Below are 17,318 nucleotides of genomic sequence, written 5' to 3' on the forward strand. Positions count from 1 at the left end.
CTGGGACGTGTCCGCATGCGCCGACCCCGCAACGACGTGGCGCGCGGAAAATACCCATCTGCATCGCTACTTTCTGCATCTGAGCCAGGGCGATGTACTGACGCTGGAGCTGGCCTGGGCCAGCACGCACTTCGACTGCCCGTTGCCATTGGCCGACCAGTGCATCGGTCGCACGCAAGGTGCGTTTGTTCAAGCTGGTACGCGGGCCGGATCTGGCGCATGTGTGGGCGAGCGCAGCGCCGGCCGATTGCACCCAGCTCACCTGTCCCGCCGATGGCGATTACTGCCTGGAGTTACGGCTGTTCGGGCCACCGGCATGGCGCACGCAGCCCGTCTCGTCGTTTGTCGATTTGCGCCTGTGGGGCGCTTACCTGCAGCGTCCGCAGAGCTTGCGTGCGTTCGCGTTGCAGGATGTCTGGGTCGAAGACTGGTACCGGCAAGTGATGCCGGTGCCGGTGGATTGAGAGAGTGACGAACGAACCACTGCGCTCCACGCCACATGGGCGCGGCCGGAGTTCGGTGCGGCCTGTAGCAGCGGTATCCACCGGCAACTTCATGTTCACCTGATCCCGGTTGCCACGTGTTGATGGCTGCTCCAAACGCAACGTGCGGCATGCAGTGCATACGCGACTGACCGTCTCGCGCGTGCCGGCATCGGCATCGGTCCATCGCGGTTACCATGCGTTGTTTCATGGCCGCTGAGGTGGTGGATGACCAGATTCTCCAGCGTCGATGCCTTCCAGCAACGCTTCGGCCTGCGCCTGCCGATCCTGCTCAGCCCCATGGCCGGCGCCTGCCCGGTGCCGCTGTCGGCGGCGGTCGCCAATGCCGGTGGCATGGGCGCGATGGGTGCGGTGCTGTCGCAGCCGCAGGACATCGTGACGTGGATGGCTGCTTTCCGTGAAGCAAGTGCCGGGCCCGCGCAAATCAATCTGTGGATTCCCGATCCGGCGCCTGCGCGCGATGCCGCTGCCGAAGCGCGTCTGCGGGTGTTTCTTGCGCAGTGGGGGCCGCCGGTGCCGGAGGCTGCAGGCGACGCCACACCGGCCGATTTCGACGCGCAATTCGATGCCTTGCTGGACGCGCGCCCGGCGGTGGCCTCATCGATCATGGGCGTGTTCCGGCCCGATCAGGTTGCGCGCCTCAAGCATGCGGGCATCGCCTGGTTCGCCTGCGCCACCACCCTGGATGAAGCGCTTGCGGCGCAGGCAGCTGGTGCCGATGCAGTGGTCGCGCAAGGTGCCGAAGCCGGCGGCCATCGCGGCGCGTTCGATGCCGGTCGCGCCGCGCAGCAGATGACCGGGTTGTTCGCGCTGTTGCCGCGCCTGGTCGATCGTCTTGATGTCCCGGTCATCGCTGCCGGCGGCATCGCCGACGCGCGCGGCATTGCGGCAGCGCTGACCTTGGGCGCAAGCGCGGTGCAGATCGGTACCGGGTTGCTACGCACGCCTGAAGCGTCGCTGCCAAGCGCCTGGGCCGATGCGCTGGCTGCCGCCGAGCCGGAGGACACCCAGCCAACCCGTGCGTTTTCCGGTCGGCTGGGGCGCGCGCTGGCCACGTCCTACGTGCATGCGGCAAGCGCTGCAGATGCGCCCCTGCCTGCGGCTTATCCGGTGCAACGCGGGCTTACCGCACCGATGCGCCAGGCGGCAGCGCGCGACAATCGTCTGGAGGCGATGCAGGCCTGGGCTGGGCAGTCCGCCTGGATGGCGCCCGCGCAACCGGCCGGTGAACTGGTCACGCGGTGGTGGGAGCAGGCGCAGGCACTGTTATGTCGCTGATCTTCTGCAATGGCGCGCCGGCAAGCGCGCAACAGCTCGGCGCTGCTGCGCTGATCAACTACGGCCACTTCACCACGCTGCAGGTGCGCAACGGCGCCGCGCTGGGGCTGGACCTGCATCTGCAGCGCCTGCAGGAAGGCAGTCGCGCGCTGTTCGGCCAGGAACTGGACGCGGACCAGCTACGCGCGCAGTTGCGTGCTGCGCTGGCTGCATCGGCCATGGCCGATGCCAGCCTGCGGGTCACCGTGTTCGCGCCCGATTTCGATTTCCGAAACCCCTTGCGCGAGGTCGCACTGGCCGTACTGGTCGCCATTTCGCCGCCGGCCAACATGCCCGAGACCGGGCTGCGCGTGCAGGTGACCGATTACGTGCGCGAGCGGCCGGAACTCAAGCATGTGGGCACGTTTCCGCTGCTGCATCTGCGCCGGCAGGCCATGCAGGCCGACCACGACGATGTGGTGTTGCAGGACCGGCAGGGCAGGGTACTGGAGGGGGCGTTCTGGAATCTGGGGTTATGGGAGCGCGGCGGGGTGGTCTGGCCGCAGGGGCCGGCGCTGCGGGGAACCCGGCAGCAGTTGCTGCAGTCAGGCCTGAACACGCTGGGCGTTGCCCAGGTCAGTCGGCCGGTGGAGTTGACCGAGCTGGACCGGTTCGAGGGGGCATTCGCCTGCAATGCGCGTGGTCAGCAGGCCATCGTGGCGCTGGGGCCGGCCCGCTGGGGCGCGCATGCCGCGCAGCTGCCGCTGCTGGAGCGGGCCCTGCAAACCCATGCCTGGCAAGCGATTTGAGCATTCTGGCGCTGCCGCGCCGGCTGACTTGGCTTCGCCGCCGCAGCCCGCTATAATCGCCGGCTTACCGCGCCACTCTGGCGACTGGGCAACTCAGGAAAACGACACCATGGTCAAGATTCGACTGACCCGCGGCGGCGCCAAGAAGCGTCCGTTCTACCACATCATCGTGACCGACGTGCGCAGCGCGCGCGACGGCCGCAACATCGAGCGTCTGGGTTACTACAACCCGGTTGCCCAGGGCGCAGAGCCGCGCATCGTGCTGGACACCGCACGCGTCGACCATTGGGTCGGCAACGGTGCGCAGCTGACCGACAAGGTGCGCAACCTGTATCGCGAAGCCAAGTCCCAGGCCGTCGCGGCCTGATCTTGAGGGCCGGGTGTCGCCACCTGGCCCAGAGTCGACGCAGATGAAGCAGACCGAGCGCCGCATCCTGTTAGGCAGGGTTGTCGGCGCTTTTGGTGTCAAGGGCGAGCTCAAGCTCGAATCCTGGACCGAGCCGCGCAGCGCAATCTTCCGGTATCAACCGTGGATCGTGCGCTCGCCATCGGGGCAGGAAACCGTGCTGAGCGGCGTACGTGGGCGCGACCAGGGCAAGAACCTGATTGCGGTGTTCCCGGACGTGACCGACCGCGATACGGTCGAGGCCATGCACGGGACCGAGATTTATGTCGCCCGGAGCGCGTTGCCGCCGCCCAAGCCCGACGAATACTACTGGGTGGATCTGGAAGAATTGCAGGTGGAAACCGTCGGGGGCGTCAAGCTCGGCACGGTGTCGCATCTGTTTTCTACCGGTTCCAACGATGTGGTCGTGGTGCGCGGCGATCGCGAGCGGATGATCCCGTTCGTGTTTCCGGAGTTCGTCAAATCGGTGGACTTCGAGGCCAATATGATCGTGGTCGACTGGGACCCGGATTTCTGATCAAGGCGGTGCTTCGGCTTCGCTCTTGCTCTACACCATTCCCCACTCCCGATTCCCGATTCTCCAGTGCGCATCGACGTCATCAGCCTGTTCCCGGAGTTCATCGCGCAATGCGCGGCGTTTGGTGTGGTCGGGCGCGCGCAGGAGCGCGGCCTGCTGGAATTGCAGGGCTGGAATCCGCGCGAGCATGCGCAGGGCAACTATCGCCGCGTGGACGACCGTCCATTCGGTGGCGGGCCCGGCATGGTGATGCTGATCGAGCCGCTGCGGGCCTGTCTGGACGCGGTGCAAGCTGCAGACGCGCGGCCGGCACCGGTGATCTACCTCAGCCCGCAGGGGCGCCCGCTCACCCAGGCGCTTGCCCGCGAGCTGGCGCAGTTGCCGCGCATGGTGTTGTTGTGCGGCCGCTATGAAGGCGTGGACGAGCGCTTCCTGGCCCAGGCGGTGGATATGGAAATCTCCATTGGCGACTACGTGTTGTCCGGTGGCGAGTTGGGCGCAGCGGTGGTGGTGGATGTGGTGACGCGGTTGCAGGACGGCGTGTTGAACGACGCCGAATCTGCCGCCCAGGACAGTTTCGAAGGTCCGCAAGGGCTGCTTGATTGCCCGCATTACAGCCACCCGGCCACCCACGCATGGGGCGATGTGCCGGATGTGCTGCGTTCGGGCAACCATGCCGCAATTGCGCGCTGGCGCCGGCAGCAGTCGCTGGGCCGGACCTGGCTGCGTCGTCCGGATCTGCTCGACGAAGCCGGGTTGGAGAAGAACGATCGCCGTCTGCTGGACGAGTTTCGCCGCGAACGCGCCCCAGGCGACGATCAACCCGGTGACGAGAAATAAGGGCTCACCCCTAGCTCTAGCAAGATTGATTGGGGTACAATATGCGGCTTGCTGGCCAGCCTTGCGTCTGGCCCTCTTACGAACCTCGAGCAATCGCCGTGCGGCGACTGCCGGTCCAATATCACCAGACACGCGGTGCCCATCATGAGCAAACTCAACAAGACCATCCTGGCTGACTTCGAAGCCGCCCAGATTCAGCGCCAGCTGCCGGAATTCAACCAGGGCGACACCGTTGTGGTGAACGTCAAGGTGAAGGAAGGCAACCGCGAGCGCGTGCAGGCCTATGAGGGCGTCGTGATCGGTACCAAGAATGCCGGCCTGAACTCCGCATTCACCGTGCGCAAGATTTCGCACGGCTTCGGCGTCGAGCGCGTGTTCCAGACCCACAGCGCCATCATCGACTCGGTCGAAGTGAAGCGCCGCGGTAAGGTCCGCGCCGGTAAGCTGTACTACCTGCGTGGCCTGGAAGGCAAGGCTGCCCGCATCAAGGAAGATCTGGCCGCCGCTGCACAGGCCAAGGCCGCTCGCCAGGCTGCTGCCAAGGCCGAGTAAGCCACGCTGCTGGCAGGTCTGATCGATCTGCCACTGCCAGACGGCCGCCCTCGGGCGGTCGTTTGCGTTTGTGGAACGGGAATAGCGGCGGCGCTCGAAATCGGCATGTGCCACTCCCGCACTGCGGTTCTGGGCGCGATGCCCGTAACCACCTGACAACCGCGCGCCTTGTTTTGTTAGCCGTCTTACGTAGCAGCTTGAGTCCGATTGATGCAGCGCATCTGCATCGATCTCGTAGCTTGACTGCGGCCGGCATGCACGAATCAGCGTGCACGAATCAGCGCGAGCGTGTCCGGGTTGGCTCGGTGATCGGCTCGGCAATGGGGGCGGGATCGGCGACCGGCGATGCAGGATGTGCGGGTACCTCGGCTGCCGCCGCCAGTGCGGAAGGGTGGTTCGGTGTGGTCAGCATGCGCGCCTTGCGCCAGCCGCCCCAGCGGTAATACGCCAGCGACAGCAGCATCGAGCAGGTGGAACTGATCGGAAAGCTCCACCACACTGCGTCTGCGCCCATATGCGGCAGCAGGATATTTGCGAGAGGCACGCGCACGCCCCAGAGCGAAAACGCCAGAATCAACAGCGGCGGGATCACGGCACCGGTGGAGCGCACCACGCCAGACACCACAAAGCTGACGCCGAACAACAGGAACGACCAGATCGCGATGTGGTTGAGATGCCGCGCGATTTCCAGGGTGGCGCTGCCTTCGGGCAGGAACAGGGCCAGGGTCCAGCGATCGAACAGGATCAACAGCACGATCAGCAGGCCGGTCATCAGGAAGTTGGCGGCGATGCCGGTACGGGCAACGGCATCCACGCGCGACCACAGGCCGGCACCCACATTCTGGGCAGCCATGGTCGAACAGGCAGCACCAACCGCCATTGCCGGCATCTGTACGTAGTTCCACAGCTGCAGCCCGGCACCAAACGCGGCGGCGGTGTCGGTGCCGAAGCCATTGACCAGCGACAGCATCGCGATCATCGCCAGCGAGATCATCACCATCTGCAAGCCCATCGGCACGCCCTTGACGATGAGCGCGCGCAGGATGGCGGCATCGATGCGGAACAGATGCAGGTCGCGTCGCCCCAGCCACAGCACATGTTTTTTGTGCCGCAGATAGATCAGCAGGCCGGCCAGTGCAACCACCTGTGCAATCAGCGTGGCCCAGGCCGCACCGGCAATGCCCAGCGCCGGGAACGGGCCGATGCCGAACAGCAGCAGCGGGTTGAACACGATATCCAGCAGCACCGACAGCAGCAGAAAACGGAACGGCGTGCGCGCATCGCCGGTACCGCGCAGCGCTGCCGATAGAAAGGCGAACAGGTACAGCGTCGGCATCGCCAGGAAGATCACGCGCAAATAGTCTTCGGCCAGCGTCTGCGAGGCAGCGGGCGTGCCCATTGCGGTGAGCAGATGCGGTGCCAGGAACCAGCCCAGCACGGCAATCAGCGCCGACAGCCCGCCGAAGAAGCTTGCGCTGGTGCCCATCACCTTGCGTGCCTGGGCAATATCGCGCGCGCCCATGGCCTGGCCGATCAGGATGGTGGAAGCCATGCCGATGCCGAACACCGAGCCGATCAGGAAGAACATGATGCTGTTGGCGTTGGCCGCAGCGGTCAGCGCTTCTTCGCCGAGATAGCGGCCGATCCAGATTGCGTTGACCGAGCCGTTGAGCGACTGGGCGATGTTGCCGGCCATGATCGGCAGTGCGAACAACAGCAGGTTCTTGCCGATCGGGCCTTCGGTCAGGACAGCGGATTTGGGCATCGCAGTCGTATCTTCGCGCAGAAGGTGCGCACACTAGCATTGCGCGGGTGAGCCCGGATGCAAGCTGCATGCGGCTGCGATGCGAGAGGACCGGCGTCAGGATCGGCTCGCCTGGATGTTGTGGCTGAAGCTGGGCAGCGCAGTGTTGCCGCGCCTTTCCCGGCGACGCGCCTGGTTCTGGCCGCTTGAGTTCCGCAGCCACTGCCCAAATATCGGGCTTGGCGCAAACCATCGTCGCCGACCACGCCGGCAGCCACGCCGGCGTTCCCGAGATCGCAGTGTTTGCGCGCATCCACGATGTGGGCGCGAGCCAACGCACCACACGAGACCGCAAGACGCATGAATCTTGAGCTGGAACAAGCGGCAACGGTCAGGCTGGATGTCTGGCTGTGGGCAGCACGCTTTTTCAAAACGCGCAGCCTGGCCAAGACGGCGGTGGACAACGGCAAGGTGGATGTCGCTGGGCAGCGGCCCAAGCCCTCGCGCACGCTGCGCAGTGGCGAGCACCTACGCATCGACCGTGGCGGCGAAATTTTTGAGGTCACCGTCGCTGCATTGAGCGATGTGCGCGGCCCGGCACCGGTCGCCCAGGCGCTGTACGCAGAAAGCGATGCCTCGCGTGAGGCGCGTGCGCAATGGCGGCTGCAGCGCGCCGCCGAACGCACCGGCTATCGGGCGCCGGAAGGAAAACCGGACAAGCGTGCGCGCCGGCTGATCAATGCGCTGGGCGATATCGACGCGTTGTAAGGCATTGCCGCGGAAGGGCGCTGTGCAGCAATCTTGTAAACGCAAACGCCCCGGTGACCGGGGCGTTTGCGTTGCGGTGCTCGCTCACATGGGTGGCGGCGGATGCACGTGGGTGAAGGCGCTTACGCCAGGTCGAACCGATCCAGCTGCATCACCTTGGTCCAGGCGGCGACGAAGTCGTGCACGAACTTCTCTTGTGCATCGCTGCTGGCATAGACCTCGGCAACAGCACGCAGGATGGAGTTGGAGCCGAACACCAGATCCACGCGCGTGCCGGTCCAGCGCAGTTCGCCGCTGCTGCGGTCGCGGCCTTCGTAGGTCTCCTTCGCCTGCGACGTGGCCTTCCATTCGGTGCGCATGTCGAGCAGGTTGGCGAAGAAATCGTTGCTCAGCACGCCGGGCCGGGTGGTGAACACGCCATGCTTGGTGTCGCCGACAGTGGCGCCCAGCACGCGCAGGCCGCCGACCAGTACGGTCATCTCGGGCGCGGTCAACGTCAGCAACTGGGCCTTGTCGATCAACAGCGCTTCGGCAGGCACGGCATAGCTGCGCTTGGCGAAATTGCGGAAGCCATCGGCCACCGGTTCCAGCACGGCAAACGATTCGACATCGGTCTGTTCCTGTGAGGCATCGGTGCGGCCTGGCGCGAACGGCACGGTGACGCTGTGGCCGGCGGCCTGCGCGGCCTGTTCCACCGCGGCGTTACCGGCCAGCACGATCAGGTCGGCCAGCGAAATCTTCTTGCCACCCGACTGCGCGGCGTTGAAATCGGCCTGGATGCGCTCCAGCGTGGCCAGCACCTTGGCCAGCTGCTCGGGTTGATTGGCCTGCCAGTCTTTTTGCGGCGCCAGACGGATGCGTGCACCGTTGGCGCCGCCGCGCTTGTCAGAGCCGCGGAAGGTGGATGCCGAGGCCCACGCGGTGGACACCAGCTGCGCCACGCTCAGGCCCGAGGCCAGGATGGTCTGCTTCAGTGCGGCCGCGTCCTGCGCATCGACCAGTGCATGGTCCACGGCCGGTACCGGGTCCTGCCACAGCAATTCTTCGCTCGGTACCTCGGTGCCCAGGTAACGCGAGCGCGGGCCCATGTCGCGGTGGGTGAGCTTGAACCAGGCGCGGGCGAAGGCATCGGCGAACTGCTCGGGGTGTTGGTGGAAGCGACGCGAAATGGCTTCGTACGCCGGGTCGAAGCGTAGCGCCAGATCGGTGGTCAGCATGGTCGGGCGATGCTTCTTCGACGCGTCGTGCGCATCGGGAATGATGGCGTCGGCATTCTTGGCCACCCACTGGTGCGCGCCGGCCGGGCTCTTGCTCAGCTCCCACTCGAAGCCGAACAGATGGTCGAAGTAGTCGTTGCTCCACTGCGCCGGGGTGGTGGTCCAGGTGACTTCCAGGCCGCTGGTGATGGTGTCGGCACCCTTGCCGCTGCCGTAGCGGTTGTGCCAGCCCAGGCCCTGGCTTTCCAGCTCGCCGGCTTCCGGTTCGGCGCCGACGTTGTCGGCCGGGCCGGCACCGTGGGTCTTGCCGAAGGTGTGGCCGCCGGCGATCAGCGCCACGGTCTCTTCGTCGTTCATGGCCATGCGCGCGAAGGTGTCGCGGATATCGCGCGCGGAGGCGATCGGGTCGGGCGTGCCGTCCGGGCCTTCCGGGTTGACGTAGATCAGGCCCATTTGCACGGCCGCCAGCGGGTTTTCCAGGTCGCGGGTATGCGGCACCTGGCTGTCGTCGTCCTTCACCAGCACGCCGTGCGCTTCGTCCACGCCAGGCGAGCCGCGCGAATAGCGGTCGTCGCCCCCCAGCCACTTGGTTTCGCGGCCCCAGTACAGGTCCTGATCCGGTTCCCAGGTGTCTTCGCGGCCGCCGGCAAAGCCGAAGGTCTTGAAGCCCATCGATTCCAGCGCGACGTTGCCGGTGAGAATCATCAGATCTGCCCAGGAAATCGCCTGGCCGTACTTCTGCTTGATCGGCCACAGCAGGCGGCGCGCCTTGTCCAGGCTGACGTTGTCCGGCCAGCTGTTGAGCGGTGCGAAGCGCTGCTGCCCGCGGCCGCCGCCGCCACGTCCGTCGCCAATGCGGTAGGTGCCGGCGCTATGCCAGGCCATGCGCACGAACAGCGGACCGTAATGACCGAAGTCGGCCGGCCACCAGTCCTGCGAAGCGGTCATCAACGCGCGCAGTTCCTGCTTGAGCGCTTGCAGATCGATGCGCTTGAACGCTTCCGCATAGTTGAACGACTGGCCCAACGGGTTGGATTTGCTCGAATGCTGGCTGAGCAGGTCCACGCGCAATTGCTTGGGCCACCAATCGCGGTTGGTGGTTCCGGTACCGACGACGGCGTGGTTGAACGGGCACTTTGCTTCGGTGGTCATGGCGTTTACCTGTGTGCGAGTGCACTTGGGGAGCTGCGTGCCGACGCTGCGGGCACGTACTGGTGGAATCGAAATGGCGGGCAGTGCTTACGGCTGGGTCAGCGGGAATGAGGGTGATTGCGAGCGATGCCGATCTGGACCGCTCACAAGGTTCGCCGATGCTAGCGCCTGCCAGGATGGCCCGGAATAGGTCGACGGGCGGTTGGCGGGGATTGCGAGCAGGCGCATCAGGCGGACGCATCATGGTGGCATGCACACACGATAAAGAGCATCGATCATTTGGTGAATTCGAATTATTCAACCATATCGATAGGGTGTCGCTATGGATGGTACGCCGGTGCCCGACCAGCCTGCCATACCGTCATTGCGCCGGGGTTGCAGGCGGTCACCAAGCGCCTGCAACAGATTTGCCGGTTGAATGGTCTGCCGGCTCAGCGCTTGCCGAACAGGCTGCCGCCCAACTTCATGACATCGCCCAGGCCCAACTGCCCGTCGCCGTCCTGATCCAGCACGCTGGTCAGCAGCCCACCGGCGCCGGGTTTGCTACTGCGTACTGGTTGATGTTCCTGCGCCAGCGCGGGGCCGAGCTGGCTGCTGGCTGCGGTGTCGCCGCCCAGAAAGCGCTTGGCCAGATACGCCATCACGATGGGGGCGAGCAGCTGCAGCAGCTGGCTGGCCTTGGTGGTTTCCAGCCCGGTGGCCTGACCCAGCCCGGCGGCGGCCTGCGGCGCCTTGTCGCCGAACAGGTGTCCGACGATCCCGGCACCGTTGGCGGGTGCACCGCTGGCTGAGCCGCCGAGCAGCGAGCCCAGCAGGCTACCGATGTCCGGGCTGCCAGCGTGGTCGCGTTGCAGGGCGCCCAGCAAGGCATCGGTGCCGCCGGCCTGCTGGCTATTGCGGCCCAGCGCGCTCATCAACAGCGGCAGCGCGGTCTGCACGGCCGATTGCGCCTGCTCGGGCGCAATGCCCAGGCGGCCGGCGAGTTGCTGCAGCTGCGGGCCCTGCAACTGTGCGGCGAGTTGATCGGTCAATGAGGCAGCCGTGGTCATCGGAAGGTTTCCTGTTGGACGAAGCGTTGCGGCAGCGTGCGCCCCTGGCGCCGACAGAGCAATCCGCAAACCTGCACCAGAACGGTCACCGAGCCCTGCAGTGCAATACATCCGCAAGCGCAGCAAACCTCAGTCATGCAGCTACGCTCTTTCGATTCCCGATTCCCGATTCCCGATTCCCCGCCCTCAAAGCAGCGCCTTCAACCGATACAGCGCCTCCAGCGCCTGCTTGGGCGTGAGCTCGTCTGGATCCAGTGCCTGCAGCGCTTCCTGCGCGGCGGAAGAGGGCGCGGTGAACAGCCCGAACTGTTGCGGCGCATCCAGCGCGGCCGGCGCCATCTGCGCGCTGTGGCTTTCGCCGCCGCGTTGCTCCAGCTCGGCCAGGCGACGTCGCGCCTGTGTCACCGCCGCCTTCGGCAGGCCGGCCAACGCGGCCACCTGCAGGCCGAAGCTGCGATTGGCGGGGCCATCCTTCACTGCATGCATGAACACCAGGCGCTCGCCGTGTTCGACCGCATCCAGATGCACATTCGCAATACCGCTGGCGCCGCCGGCATGCGACTCGTCGGCCAGCGCGGTGAGTTCGAAATAATGCGTGGCAAACAGCGTGTAGCAGCGATTGGTGTGTGCCAGATGGCGCGCCACCGCATCGGCCAGTGCCAGGCCATCGTAGGTGGAGGTGCCGCGGCCGATCTCGTCCATCAGCACCAGCGAGTGCGGCGTGGCGTGATGCAGGATGTAGCTGGTTTCGGCCATTTCCACCATGAAGGTGGATTGCCCGCGTGCCAGGTCGTCGCCGGCGCCGATGCGGGTGAGGATGCGGTCGATCGGCCCGATCACCGCGCGGCTGGCCGGCACGTAGCTGCCGATATGCGCCAACAGCACGATCAAGGCGTTCTGGCGCATATAGGTCGACTTACCGCCCATGTTCGGGCCGGTGATCACCAGCATGCGGCGGTCGCTGTGCAGATCCAGATCGTTGGGCTCGAACGGTTGGTCGCGTACTGCTTCCACCACCGGGTGACGGCCGCGTTCGATGCGCAGGCACGGCGCGCTACCGAGTTCCGGCTGCGACCAATCCAGCGCCTGCGCGCGTTCGGCAAAGCCGGCCAGCACGTCCAGTTCGCTGAGCGCGCCGGCGCAACGCTTGAGACCTTCCAGTTCGGTGCCCAGCGCATCCAGCAGGCCTTCGTACAACAGTTTTTCGCGCGACAGCGAACGCTCGCGCGCCGACAGCACCTTGTCTTCGAAACTCTTGAGTTCTTCGGTGATGTAGCGCTCGGCGTTGGTCAGCGTCTGCCGGCGGCTGTAGTGCAACGGGGCTTTCTCGGCCTGGCCCTTGCTGATCTCGATGTAGTAACCGTGCACGCGGTTGTAGCCGACCTTGAGCGTGGCGATGCCACTGCTGGCGCGTTCGCGTTGTTCCAGATCGATCAGGAATTGGTCGGCATTGGTGGACAGGCGGCGCAGCTCGTCCAGATCGGCGTCGTACCCGGTGGCGATGACGCCGCCGTCGCTGAGTTTGAGCGGCGGTTGCTCGGCCACGGCGCCGATCAACAGATGCGCGGTGGCATCGTGTTCGCCGAGTTCGGCAAACAAGGTCTGCAGTCGCGGCGAATCCAGCGGTGCCAGGATCGCGCGCACCTTCGGCAACAGCGCCAGACCGTCGCGCAGGGTGGAAAAGTCGCGCGGGCGCGCCGAACGCAATGCCACGCGGGTAAGAATGCGTTCCAGATCGCCAAGTGCGCGGAAGGCTTCGCGCACGTCGGCATCGGCGCCCGCGTCGATCAAGGTGCCGACCGCATGGTGGCGTTGCACCAGCACCTCGCGCAGGCGCAGCGGGCGGTGCAGCCAACGCCGCAGCAGGCGTCCGCCCATCGGCGTGACGGTGCTGTCCAACACGCCAAGCAAGGTATTGCGCGTGTCGCCATCGACGCGCGTATCCAGCTCCAGATGCCGGCGCGTGGCCGCGTTCATCGAGATCGCCTCGCTGGCCACTTCCATCGCAATGGAAGTCAGGTGCGGCAGACGTTGTTTCTGGGTCTCTTCGACATACCCAAGCAATGCGCCGGCCGCTGCGGTGGCGCAGGGTTTGTCGTCGATGCCGAAGCCGGACAGATCGTGCAGTTTGAAGAACGCCAGCAGCTGCCGACGACCGCTATCGGCATCGAACAACCACGGCGGCCGACGCCGCACACCGATACGCCCGCGCAGGAATTCCGGCCAGTTGTCCTCGTCGGGCACCAGCAGCTCGGCCGGCTCCAGACGCGCGATCTCCGCTTCCAGCGCATCCACGCTGTCCACTTCGTTGACCAGGAAGCGCCCGCCGGCCAGATCGGCCCAGGCCAGGCCGTAACCTTGCTTGCTGCGCGAAATTGCCATCAGCAAGGTGTCGCGGCGCTCGTCCAGCAATGCCTCGTCGGTGACCGTGCCCGGCGTGACGATGCGTACCACCTTGCGCTCGGCCAGGCCCTTGGCCAGCGCCGGGTCGCCGATTTGCTCGCAGATCGCCACCGACTCGCCCAATGCCACCAGTCGCGCCAGATAGCCTTCGTAGGCGTGTACCGGCACGCCCGCCATCGGAATCGGCGCACCGCCGGAGCTGCCGCGCTGGGTCAGGGTGATATCGAGCAGGCGCGCCGCCTTGCGCGCATCGTCGTAGAACAGCTCGTAGAAATCGCCCATACGAAAGAACAGCAGCAGGTCGGGGTAGCCCGACTTGGCCGCGAAGAATTGCTTCATGAGCGGTGTGTGCTCGGGAGCACCGGTGCTGATCTTGGTCTTGTCTTTGCTGTCGGCGGTGTGCAAGCAACGTCCTTCCGGAATCTGACTGCTGCGCAGGTGCGTGGCGCACTGCGGTGGCGGGGGGTGTTGGTGTGCCAGGTCTGCGACCCATGCATGCGGCGGTTGCGGCAGCGGCCGCGCAGGCTGGATGGGCCGGATTGCCGCAATGACCGGCGCGGGCATGGCGGTGGAGGGCAAGTTTAAGCCGAGCGGCGCTCAATCCCCAATCGTCGCGCCGGCGTGGTGTCGCATGGTCGTGCCTTGGAGGCAACGCTGCGGGCAACAGGCCGCGCCTGCGCTGTCGAGCGACCTTGCAGCTGGCCGTCGCCGTTCGTTGAGCCGGGCGGCCGGATGGTAAGCCGTGCACGAAGAAGGCCGGCTGTTCGCACAGCCGGCCTTGTGAGCATGCGTTCTGATGTTCTGGAACGGCTGCTGCTGCACCTTCTATTTTTTAGAATTCTTGCCAGTCCGCGCCGTCGCTCGCTGCGGTGGCTACCGCGGCCGCCGGCCGGGTAGTGCGCCGGGACGGGCTCGCCGCGCTGCGGGTTGGCGTTGCAGCAGGCGCGGCTTTGGGGCGCAGCACGGTCGGCGCTGCGGTGCGTACGGCAGCAGGGCGTTCGGCTTCGATCTTGAAGATCGACACCGCCTGCGTGAGTTCCCCGGCCTGTTCTTCCATCGAACGTGCGGCGGCGGTGGCTTCTTCCACCAGTGCGGCATTTTGCTGGGTGGCTTCGTCCATCTGGGTGACGGTGAGGTTGACCTGTTCGATGCCGGCCGACTGTTCCTGCGAGGCAGCGGAAATCTCGCCCATGATGTCGGTGACGCGCTGCACGCTGGCGACGATTTCCGCCATGGTGGTGCCGGCGGTGTGCACCAGGGTGGAGCCTTCGGTCACACGCTGTACCGAATCGTCGATCAGGCGCTTGATCTCCTTGGCCGCTGCCGTGGAGCGCTGCGCAAGCGTGCGTACTTCGCTGGCCACCACGGCAAAGCCGCGGCCTTGCTCGCCCGCGCGCGCCGCTTCCACCGCCGCGTTGAGCGCCAGGATGTTGGTCTGGAAGGAGATGCCGTCGATGACGCTGATGATGTCGGCGATCTTTTTCGACGATGCCTCGATGCCGCTCATGGTGCCCACGACCTTGCTGACGATATCGCCGCCCTGCGAGGCCACGCTGGCGGCACCGATCGCCAGTTGATTGGCCTGGCGTGCGTGTTCGGCATTCTGGCGCACGGTGGATGTGAGTTCTTCCATCGATGCGGCGGTTTCTTCCAGGTTGGCGGCTTGCTGTTCGGTGCGCTGCGACAGGTCCTGATTGCCGGCAGCAATCTCGCTGGCGGCGGTGTTGATCGATACCGCCGAATGCTGGATGCGCCCGACGATTTCGGCCAGCTGCGTGGCGGTGGCATTGGCGTCGTCGCGCATCTGCGCGAACACACCCTTGAAGTCGCCGGTCATCCGCGCGGTCAGGTCGCCCGCGGCGATGGACTGCAGCAGTGCCGACAGCGATTGCAGGTTGCCGTCTGCAGTGGCCATCAGCTGGTTGAGGCTGTCGACCATGAGGTGGAAGTCGTACTGGAAGCGGTCGGCATCGCCACGCGCGCTGAAGTCGCCGTTGGCTGCGGACAGCGCCAGCTGCTTGATTTCCGCATTCATCGCCGAAAGATTGGCCTTGACTTCGTGCATGGTCTGCGTGAGCACGGCCTTTTCGCCAGGCAACACGTCCATGCTGACGCTCAAATCGCCGATGGCGTAGCGGCCCATGATGCGGGCCAGCGTGGTCTGCACTTCAAGATGTGAGGCGACCAGCGTGTTGGTGTCCTGCGCCATGCGGCCGTAGTCGCCGGGGAATGCATTGGCGTCGATCCGGAAACTGGTCTGCCCTTCGTCATGTCGCTTGGCCATGTCGGCCTGCGCGCGCAACAGCGACTGCAACTGTGTCTGCATGCCGCTCATGGCACGCAGCAGGCGACCGGTTTCATCCTGCGCGTCGGTTTGCACCTGGTTATCCAGCTGGCCATTGGCGATGGCCTCGGCGGCCTTGGTGGCGCGCGCGAGCGGGTGGGTCAGGCTGCGCGTGATCAGCCAGGCGAGCAGGACGCTGATGGTGACCACGGCCACGCCGCCGATCAGCAGCAGCAACTTGGCGCGGGTCATGGACTGCACTGCTTCGGTGTAGGCCTGCCGGCTCTGTTCTTCCTGCCGGCTGACCAGCTGACGGATCTTGTCCTGCCAGGCTGCGTTGGCTTGGCTCCCCTTCTCGTTGAGCAATGCCTGCGCCGGGCCGTTGTCGTCATGGGCGGCGAGTGCCATTACTTCATCGTTGATCTTGCCGGAAATGGCGCGTTGCGCATCCATCTCTGCGCGAATCTTGCGGCCTTCTTCGGAGCTGGGCAGCGTATCGAGCTTTTCGCGCAGTTCCTTGTAGCGCTGGCGTTGCGCCTTGATCGCTGCCAACGCCTGTGCGTCAAGTTCGGCGCTGGTGGCCATGGCGTAGGTGCCCAACGCGATCATGATCGAGGAGTTGGCATCCAGCATGCCGTTGCCGAGCTGGATCTTGGCCATGCGGTCCAGCACGATGAAGTCCAGCTGCTTTCTGGCGCTGACCATCGAGCTCAGCCCGATGGCAACAAGCAGACCCGACAGGAGAATCATCAAGCCGAACGCGGCGCCCAGGCGATGGCCGACGGAATAGCGTTGGAGTAAGGCAGTCATGCGGCAATCCCGGATACGAAGTCGAAGGGTGCCGTCGGGGCAGTTGCGTGAAGAACGCATGAGTGTCGGGCCGGCACCGTGGATAACGACGCACCGATAGGAAACTTGACCCTACGGTACCGCTCGGATTTAGGCCCAGGTTGTGAACGGCAGCAGTCGGGAATCGCCCGACTGGCGCGTGCTGCACGAACACGCGCAGACTGCGAAAACGAGCGGCTCGGGTGCGCTCACCAAGGCCGCCGACTGCTACACGGCGTCGTTGCGGCCGCCACGCTAAAGTCGCCGGTCACACAGTAGCTACGACACGCCGCACATGGATAACCGTAATCAGGAATGGATGCACGCCGTCACCGATGCGCTCAGCGATCTGCTGGCTGCACGCGTTGCGCAAGCCACGCTGCTGGAAGCCATGCTGGTCTCGCATCCCGACCCGGTCGCCTTGAGAAAGGCCTGGGACGAACTGTCGTCCCAGCGCATCGCAGTGGTGGCACAGAACAAGGCAGTCGCCGCGGTGGAACGGCCAATGGACGAATACACGCTGGAACAATTCCAGGCATGGGAAGAGAAGTTCCGCCGCTACTTTCCGCGCGATGTGGACCTGCGATAGGTGCGCGAACTAGCGTTGTCGCCGTCGTTAAAAAAAATACAGCAAGCGAGGGTGCGCAGTGCATTTGCTCGACGCGTGCGTGCTTGTTCCGATGATGCACGCGGTGCACGAAGAAGCGGCCACGATTCTTGAGGTTCATCGACACCGCCGGGACAACGCGCGTAGTGGCCTTGAGCTTGGGGGCACGCCACAGCAGGCGGATCTCGTGCAGTGTTTCTTCCATTGTTTGAATCGCTCAACGTAGACCGCTGCTGCAGCAGATGAATCTGCAACAGCCTCGCTACCGCGTACGGTTGCCGGTCAGGGCGTTTCGATACCGGAGCGTGTGACTCGTCGGTCAATGCACTGCTGCGACGTAGCCACCCGTGGACAGAATCAAGTCAGTGACAGACAAAATAAG

The 17,318-nt window shown here is 65.3% G+C and carries 15 protein-coding genes, 1 other RNA gene and 1 pseudogene; 11 read left to right on the plus strand and 6 right to left on the minus strand.

Annotated elements, in window-relative coordinates; all coding sequences use genetic code 11:
* Positions 1–179: 179 nt before the first annotated feature.
* The 8 genes from M3O59_RS06425 to M3O59_RS06460 all read left to right on the plus strand — a co-directional run bounded on the left by M3O59_RS06425 (position 180) and on the right by M3O59_RS06460 (position 5,066).
* A complete protein-coding gene (locus M3O59_RS06425; protein WP_249050258.1) occupies positions 180–464 on the plus strand; it encodes a hypothetical protein in 285 nt (94 codons plus the stop codon).
* A gap of 246 nt (positions 465–710) precedes the next feature.
* Complete coding sequence (locus M3O59_RS06430) at positions 711–1,781, plus strand: NAD(P)H-dependent flavin oxidoreductase (protein WP_249050257.1); 1,071 nt, start codon at positions 711–713, stop codon at positions 1,779–1,781.
* Positions 1,772–2,569 carry an aminotransferase class IV family protein gene (locus M3O59_RS06435; RefSeq protein ID WP_064632199.1) on the plus strand — a complete coding sequence of 266 codons (798 nt, stop codon included), beginning with the start codon at positions 1,772–1,774 and terminating at the stop codon, positions 2,567–2,569. Before M3O59_RS06430 ends, M3O59_RS06435 begins: the two co-directional genes overlap by 10 nt.
* A gap of 109 nt (positions 2,570–2,678) precedes the next feature.
* A complete protein-coding gene (rpsP, locus tag M3O59_RS06440; protein WP_064632197.1) occupies positions 2,679–2,936 on the plus strand; it encodes a 30S ribosomal protein S16 in 258 nt (85 codons plus the stop codon).
* A 43-nt stretch (positions 2,937–2,979) separates the two neighbouring features.
* On the plus strand, positions 2,980–3,492 hold the full coding sequence (rimM, locus tag M3O59_RS06445; RefSeq protein WP_064632195.1) for a ribosome maturation factor RimM: 513 nt from the start codon (positions 2,980–2,982) through the stop codon (positions 3,490–3,492).
* Between the two features lie 66 nt (positions 3,493–3,558).
* A complete protein-coding gene (gene trmD, locus M3O59_RS06450; RefSeq protein ID WP_116904717.1) occupies positions 3,559–4,332 on the plus strand; it encodes a tRNA (guanosine(37)-N1)-methyltransferase TrmD in 774 nt (257 codons plus the stop codon).
* 144 nt (positions 4,333–4,476) lie between these two features.
* On the plus strand, positions 4,477–4,884 hold the full coding sequence (gene rplS, locus M3O59_RS06455) for a 50S ribosomal protein L19 (RefSeq protein WP_011036399.1): 408 nt from the start codon (positions 4,477–4,479) through the stop codon (positions 4,882–4,884).
* A 105-nt stretch (positions 4,885–4,989) separates the two neighbouring features.
* Positions 4,990–5,066, plus strand: a non-coding RNA gene (locus M3O59_RS06460) — sX9 sRNA.
* A gap of 95 nt (positions 5,067–5,161) precedes the next feature.
* On the opposite strand, the gene M3O59_RS06465 is transcribed toward M3O59_RS06460, so the two are convergent.
* On the minus strand, positions 5,162–6,649 hold the full coding sequence (locus M3O59_RS06465) for an MATE family efflux transporter (RefSeq protein ID WP_249050256.1): 1,488 nt from the start codon (positions 6,647–6,649) through the stop codon (positions 5,162–5,164).
* A gap of 218 nt (positions 6,650–6,867) precedes the next feature.
* Here M3O59_RS06465 and M3O59_RS06470 point away from each other — a divergent pair, with 218 nt between their 5' ends.
* A complete protein-coding gene (locus M3O59_RS06470; RefSeq protein WP_275655044.1) occupies positions 6,868–6,999 on the plus strand; it encodes a hypothetical protein in 132 nt (43 codons plus the stop codon).
* Positions 6,989–7,396, plus strand: coding sequence for an RNA-binding S4 domain-containing protein (locus tag M3O59_RS06475; protein ID WP_064632189.1), 408 nt, complete (start codon positions 6,989–6,991; stop codon positions 7,394–7,396). The genes M3O59_RS06470 and M3O59_RS06475 overlap by 11 nt, the downstream gene beginning before the upstream one ends.
* Positions 7,397–7,518: 122 nt before the next feature.
* On the opposite strand, the gene katG is transcribed toward M3O59_RS06475, so the two are convergent.
* The 4 genes from katG to M3O59_RS06495 form a co-directional block, all read right to left on the minus strand.
* Positions 7,519–9,765, minus strand: a complete 2,247-nt coding sequence (gene katG / locus M3O59_RS06480) for a catalase/peroxidase HPI (RefSeq protein ID WP_249050255.1) — start codon at positions 9,763–9,765, stop codon at positions 7,519–7,521.
* A gap of 431 nt (positions 9,766–10,196) precedes the next feature.
* Positions 10,197–10,814, minus strand: coding sequence for a DUF937 domain-containing protein (locus M3O59_RS06485; protein WP_116904719.1), 618 nt, complete (start codon positions 10,812–10,814; stop codon positions 10,197–10,199).
* A 186-nt stretch (positions 10,815–11,000) separates the two neighbouring features.
* Entirely contained in the window at positions 11,001–13,556 is a 2,556-nt protein-coding gene (mutS, locus tag M3O59_RS06490; RefSeq protein ID WP_373419012.1) for a DNA mismatch repair protein MutS, read from the minus strand.
* A 493-nt stretch (positions 13,557–14,049) separates the two neighbouring features.
* Positions 14,050–16,311 carry a methyl-accepting chemotaxis protein gene (locus M3O59_RS06495; RefSeq protein ID WP_249046826.1) on the minus strand — a complete coding sequence of 754 codons (2,262 nt, stop codon included), beginning with the start codon at positions 16,309–16,311 and terminating at the stop codon, positions 14,050–14,052.
* A 313-nt stretch (positions 16,312–16,624) separates the two neighbouring features.
* Between M3O59_RS06495 and M3O59_RS06500 the strand changes: the two genes are divergently transcribed.
* Entirely contained in the window at positions 16,625–16,918 is a 294-nt protein-coding gene (locus tag M3O59_RS06500) for a hypothetical protein (RefSeq protein WP_064632179.1), read from the plus strand.
* Between the two features lie 172 nt (positions 16,919–17,090).
* On the opposite strand, the pseudogene M3O59_RS06505 reads toward M3O59_RS06500, so the two are convergent.
* Positions 17,091–17,250, minus strand: a pseudogene (locus M3O59_RS06505) (IS5/IS1182 family transposase); the annotation flags it as partial.
* Between the last annotated feature and the right edge of the window lie 68 nt (positions 17,251–17,318).

This window comes from Xanthomonas nasturtii (assembly GCF_023337365.3).
Classification (GTDB): Bacteria; Pseudomonadota; Gammaproteobacteria; order Xanthomonadales; family Xanthomonadaceae; genus Xanthomonas; species Xanthomonas nasturtii.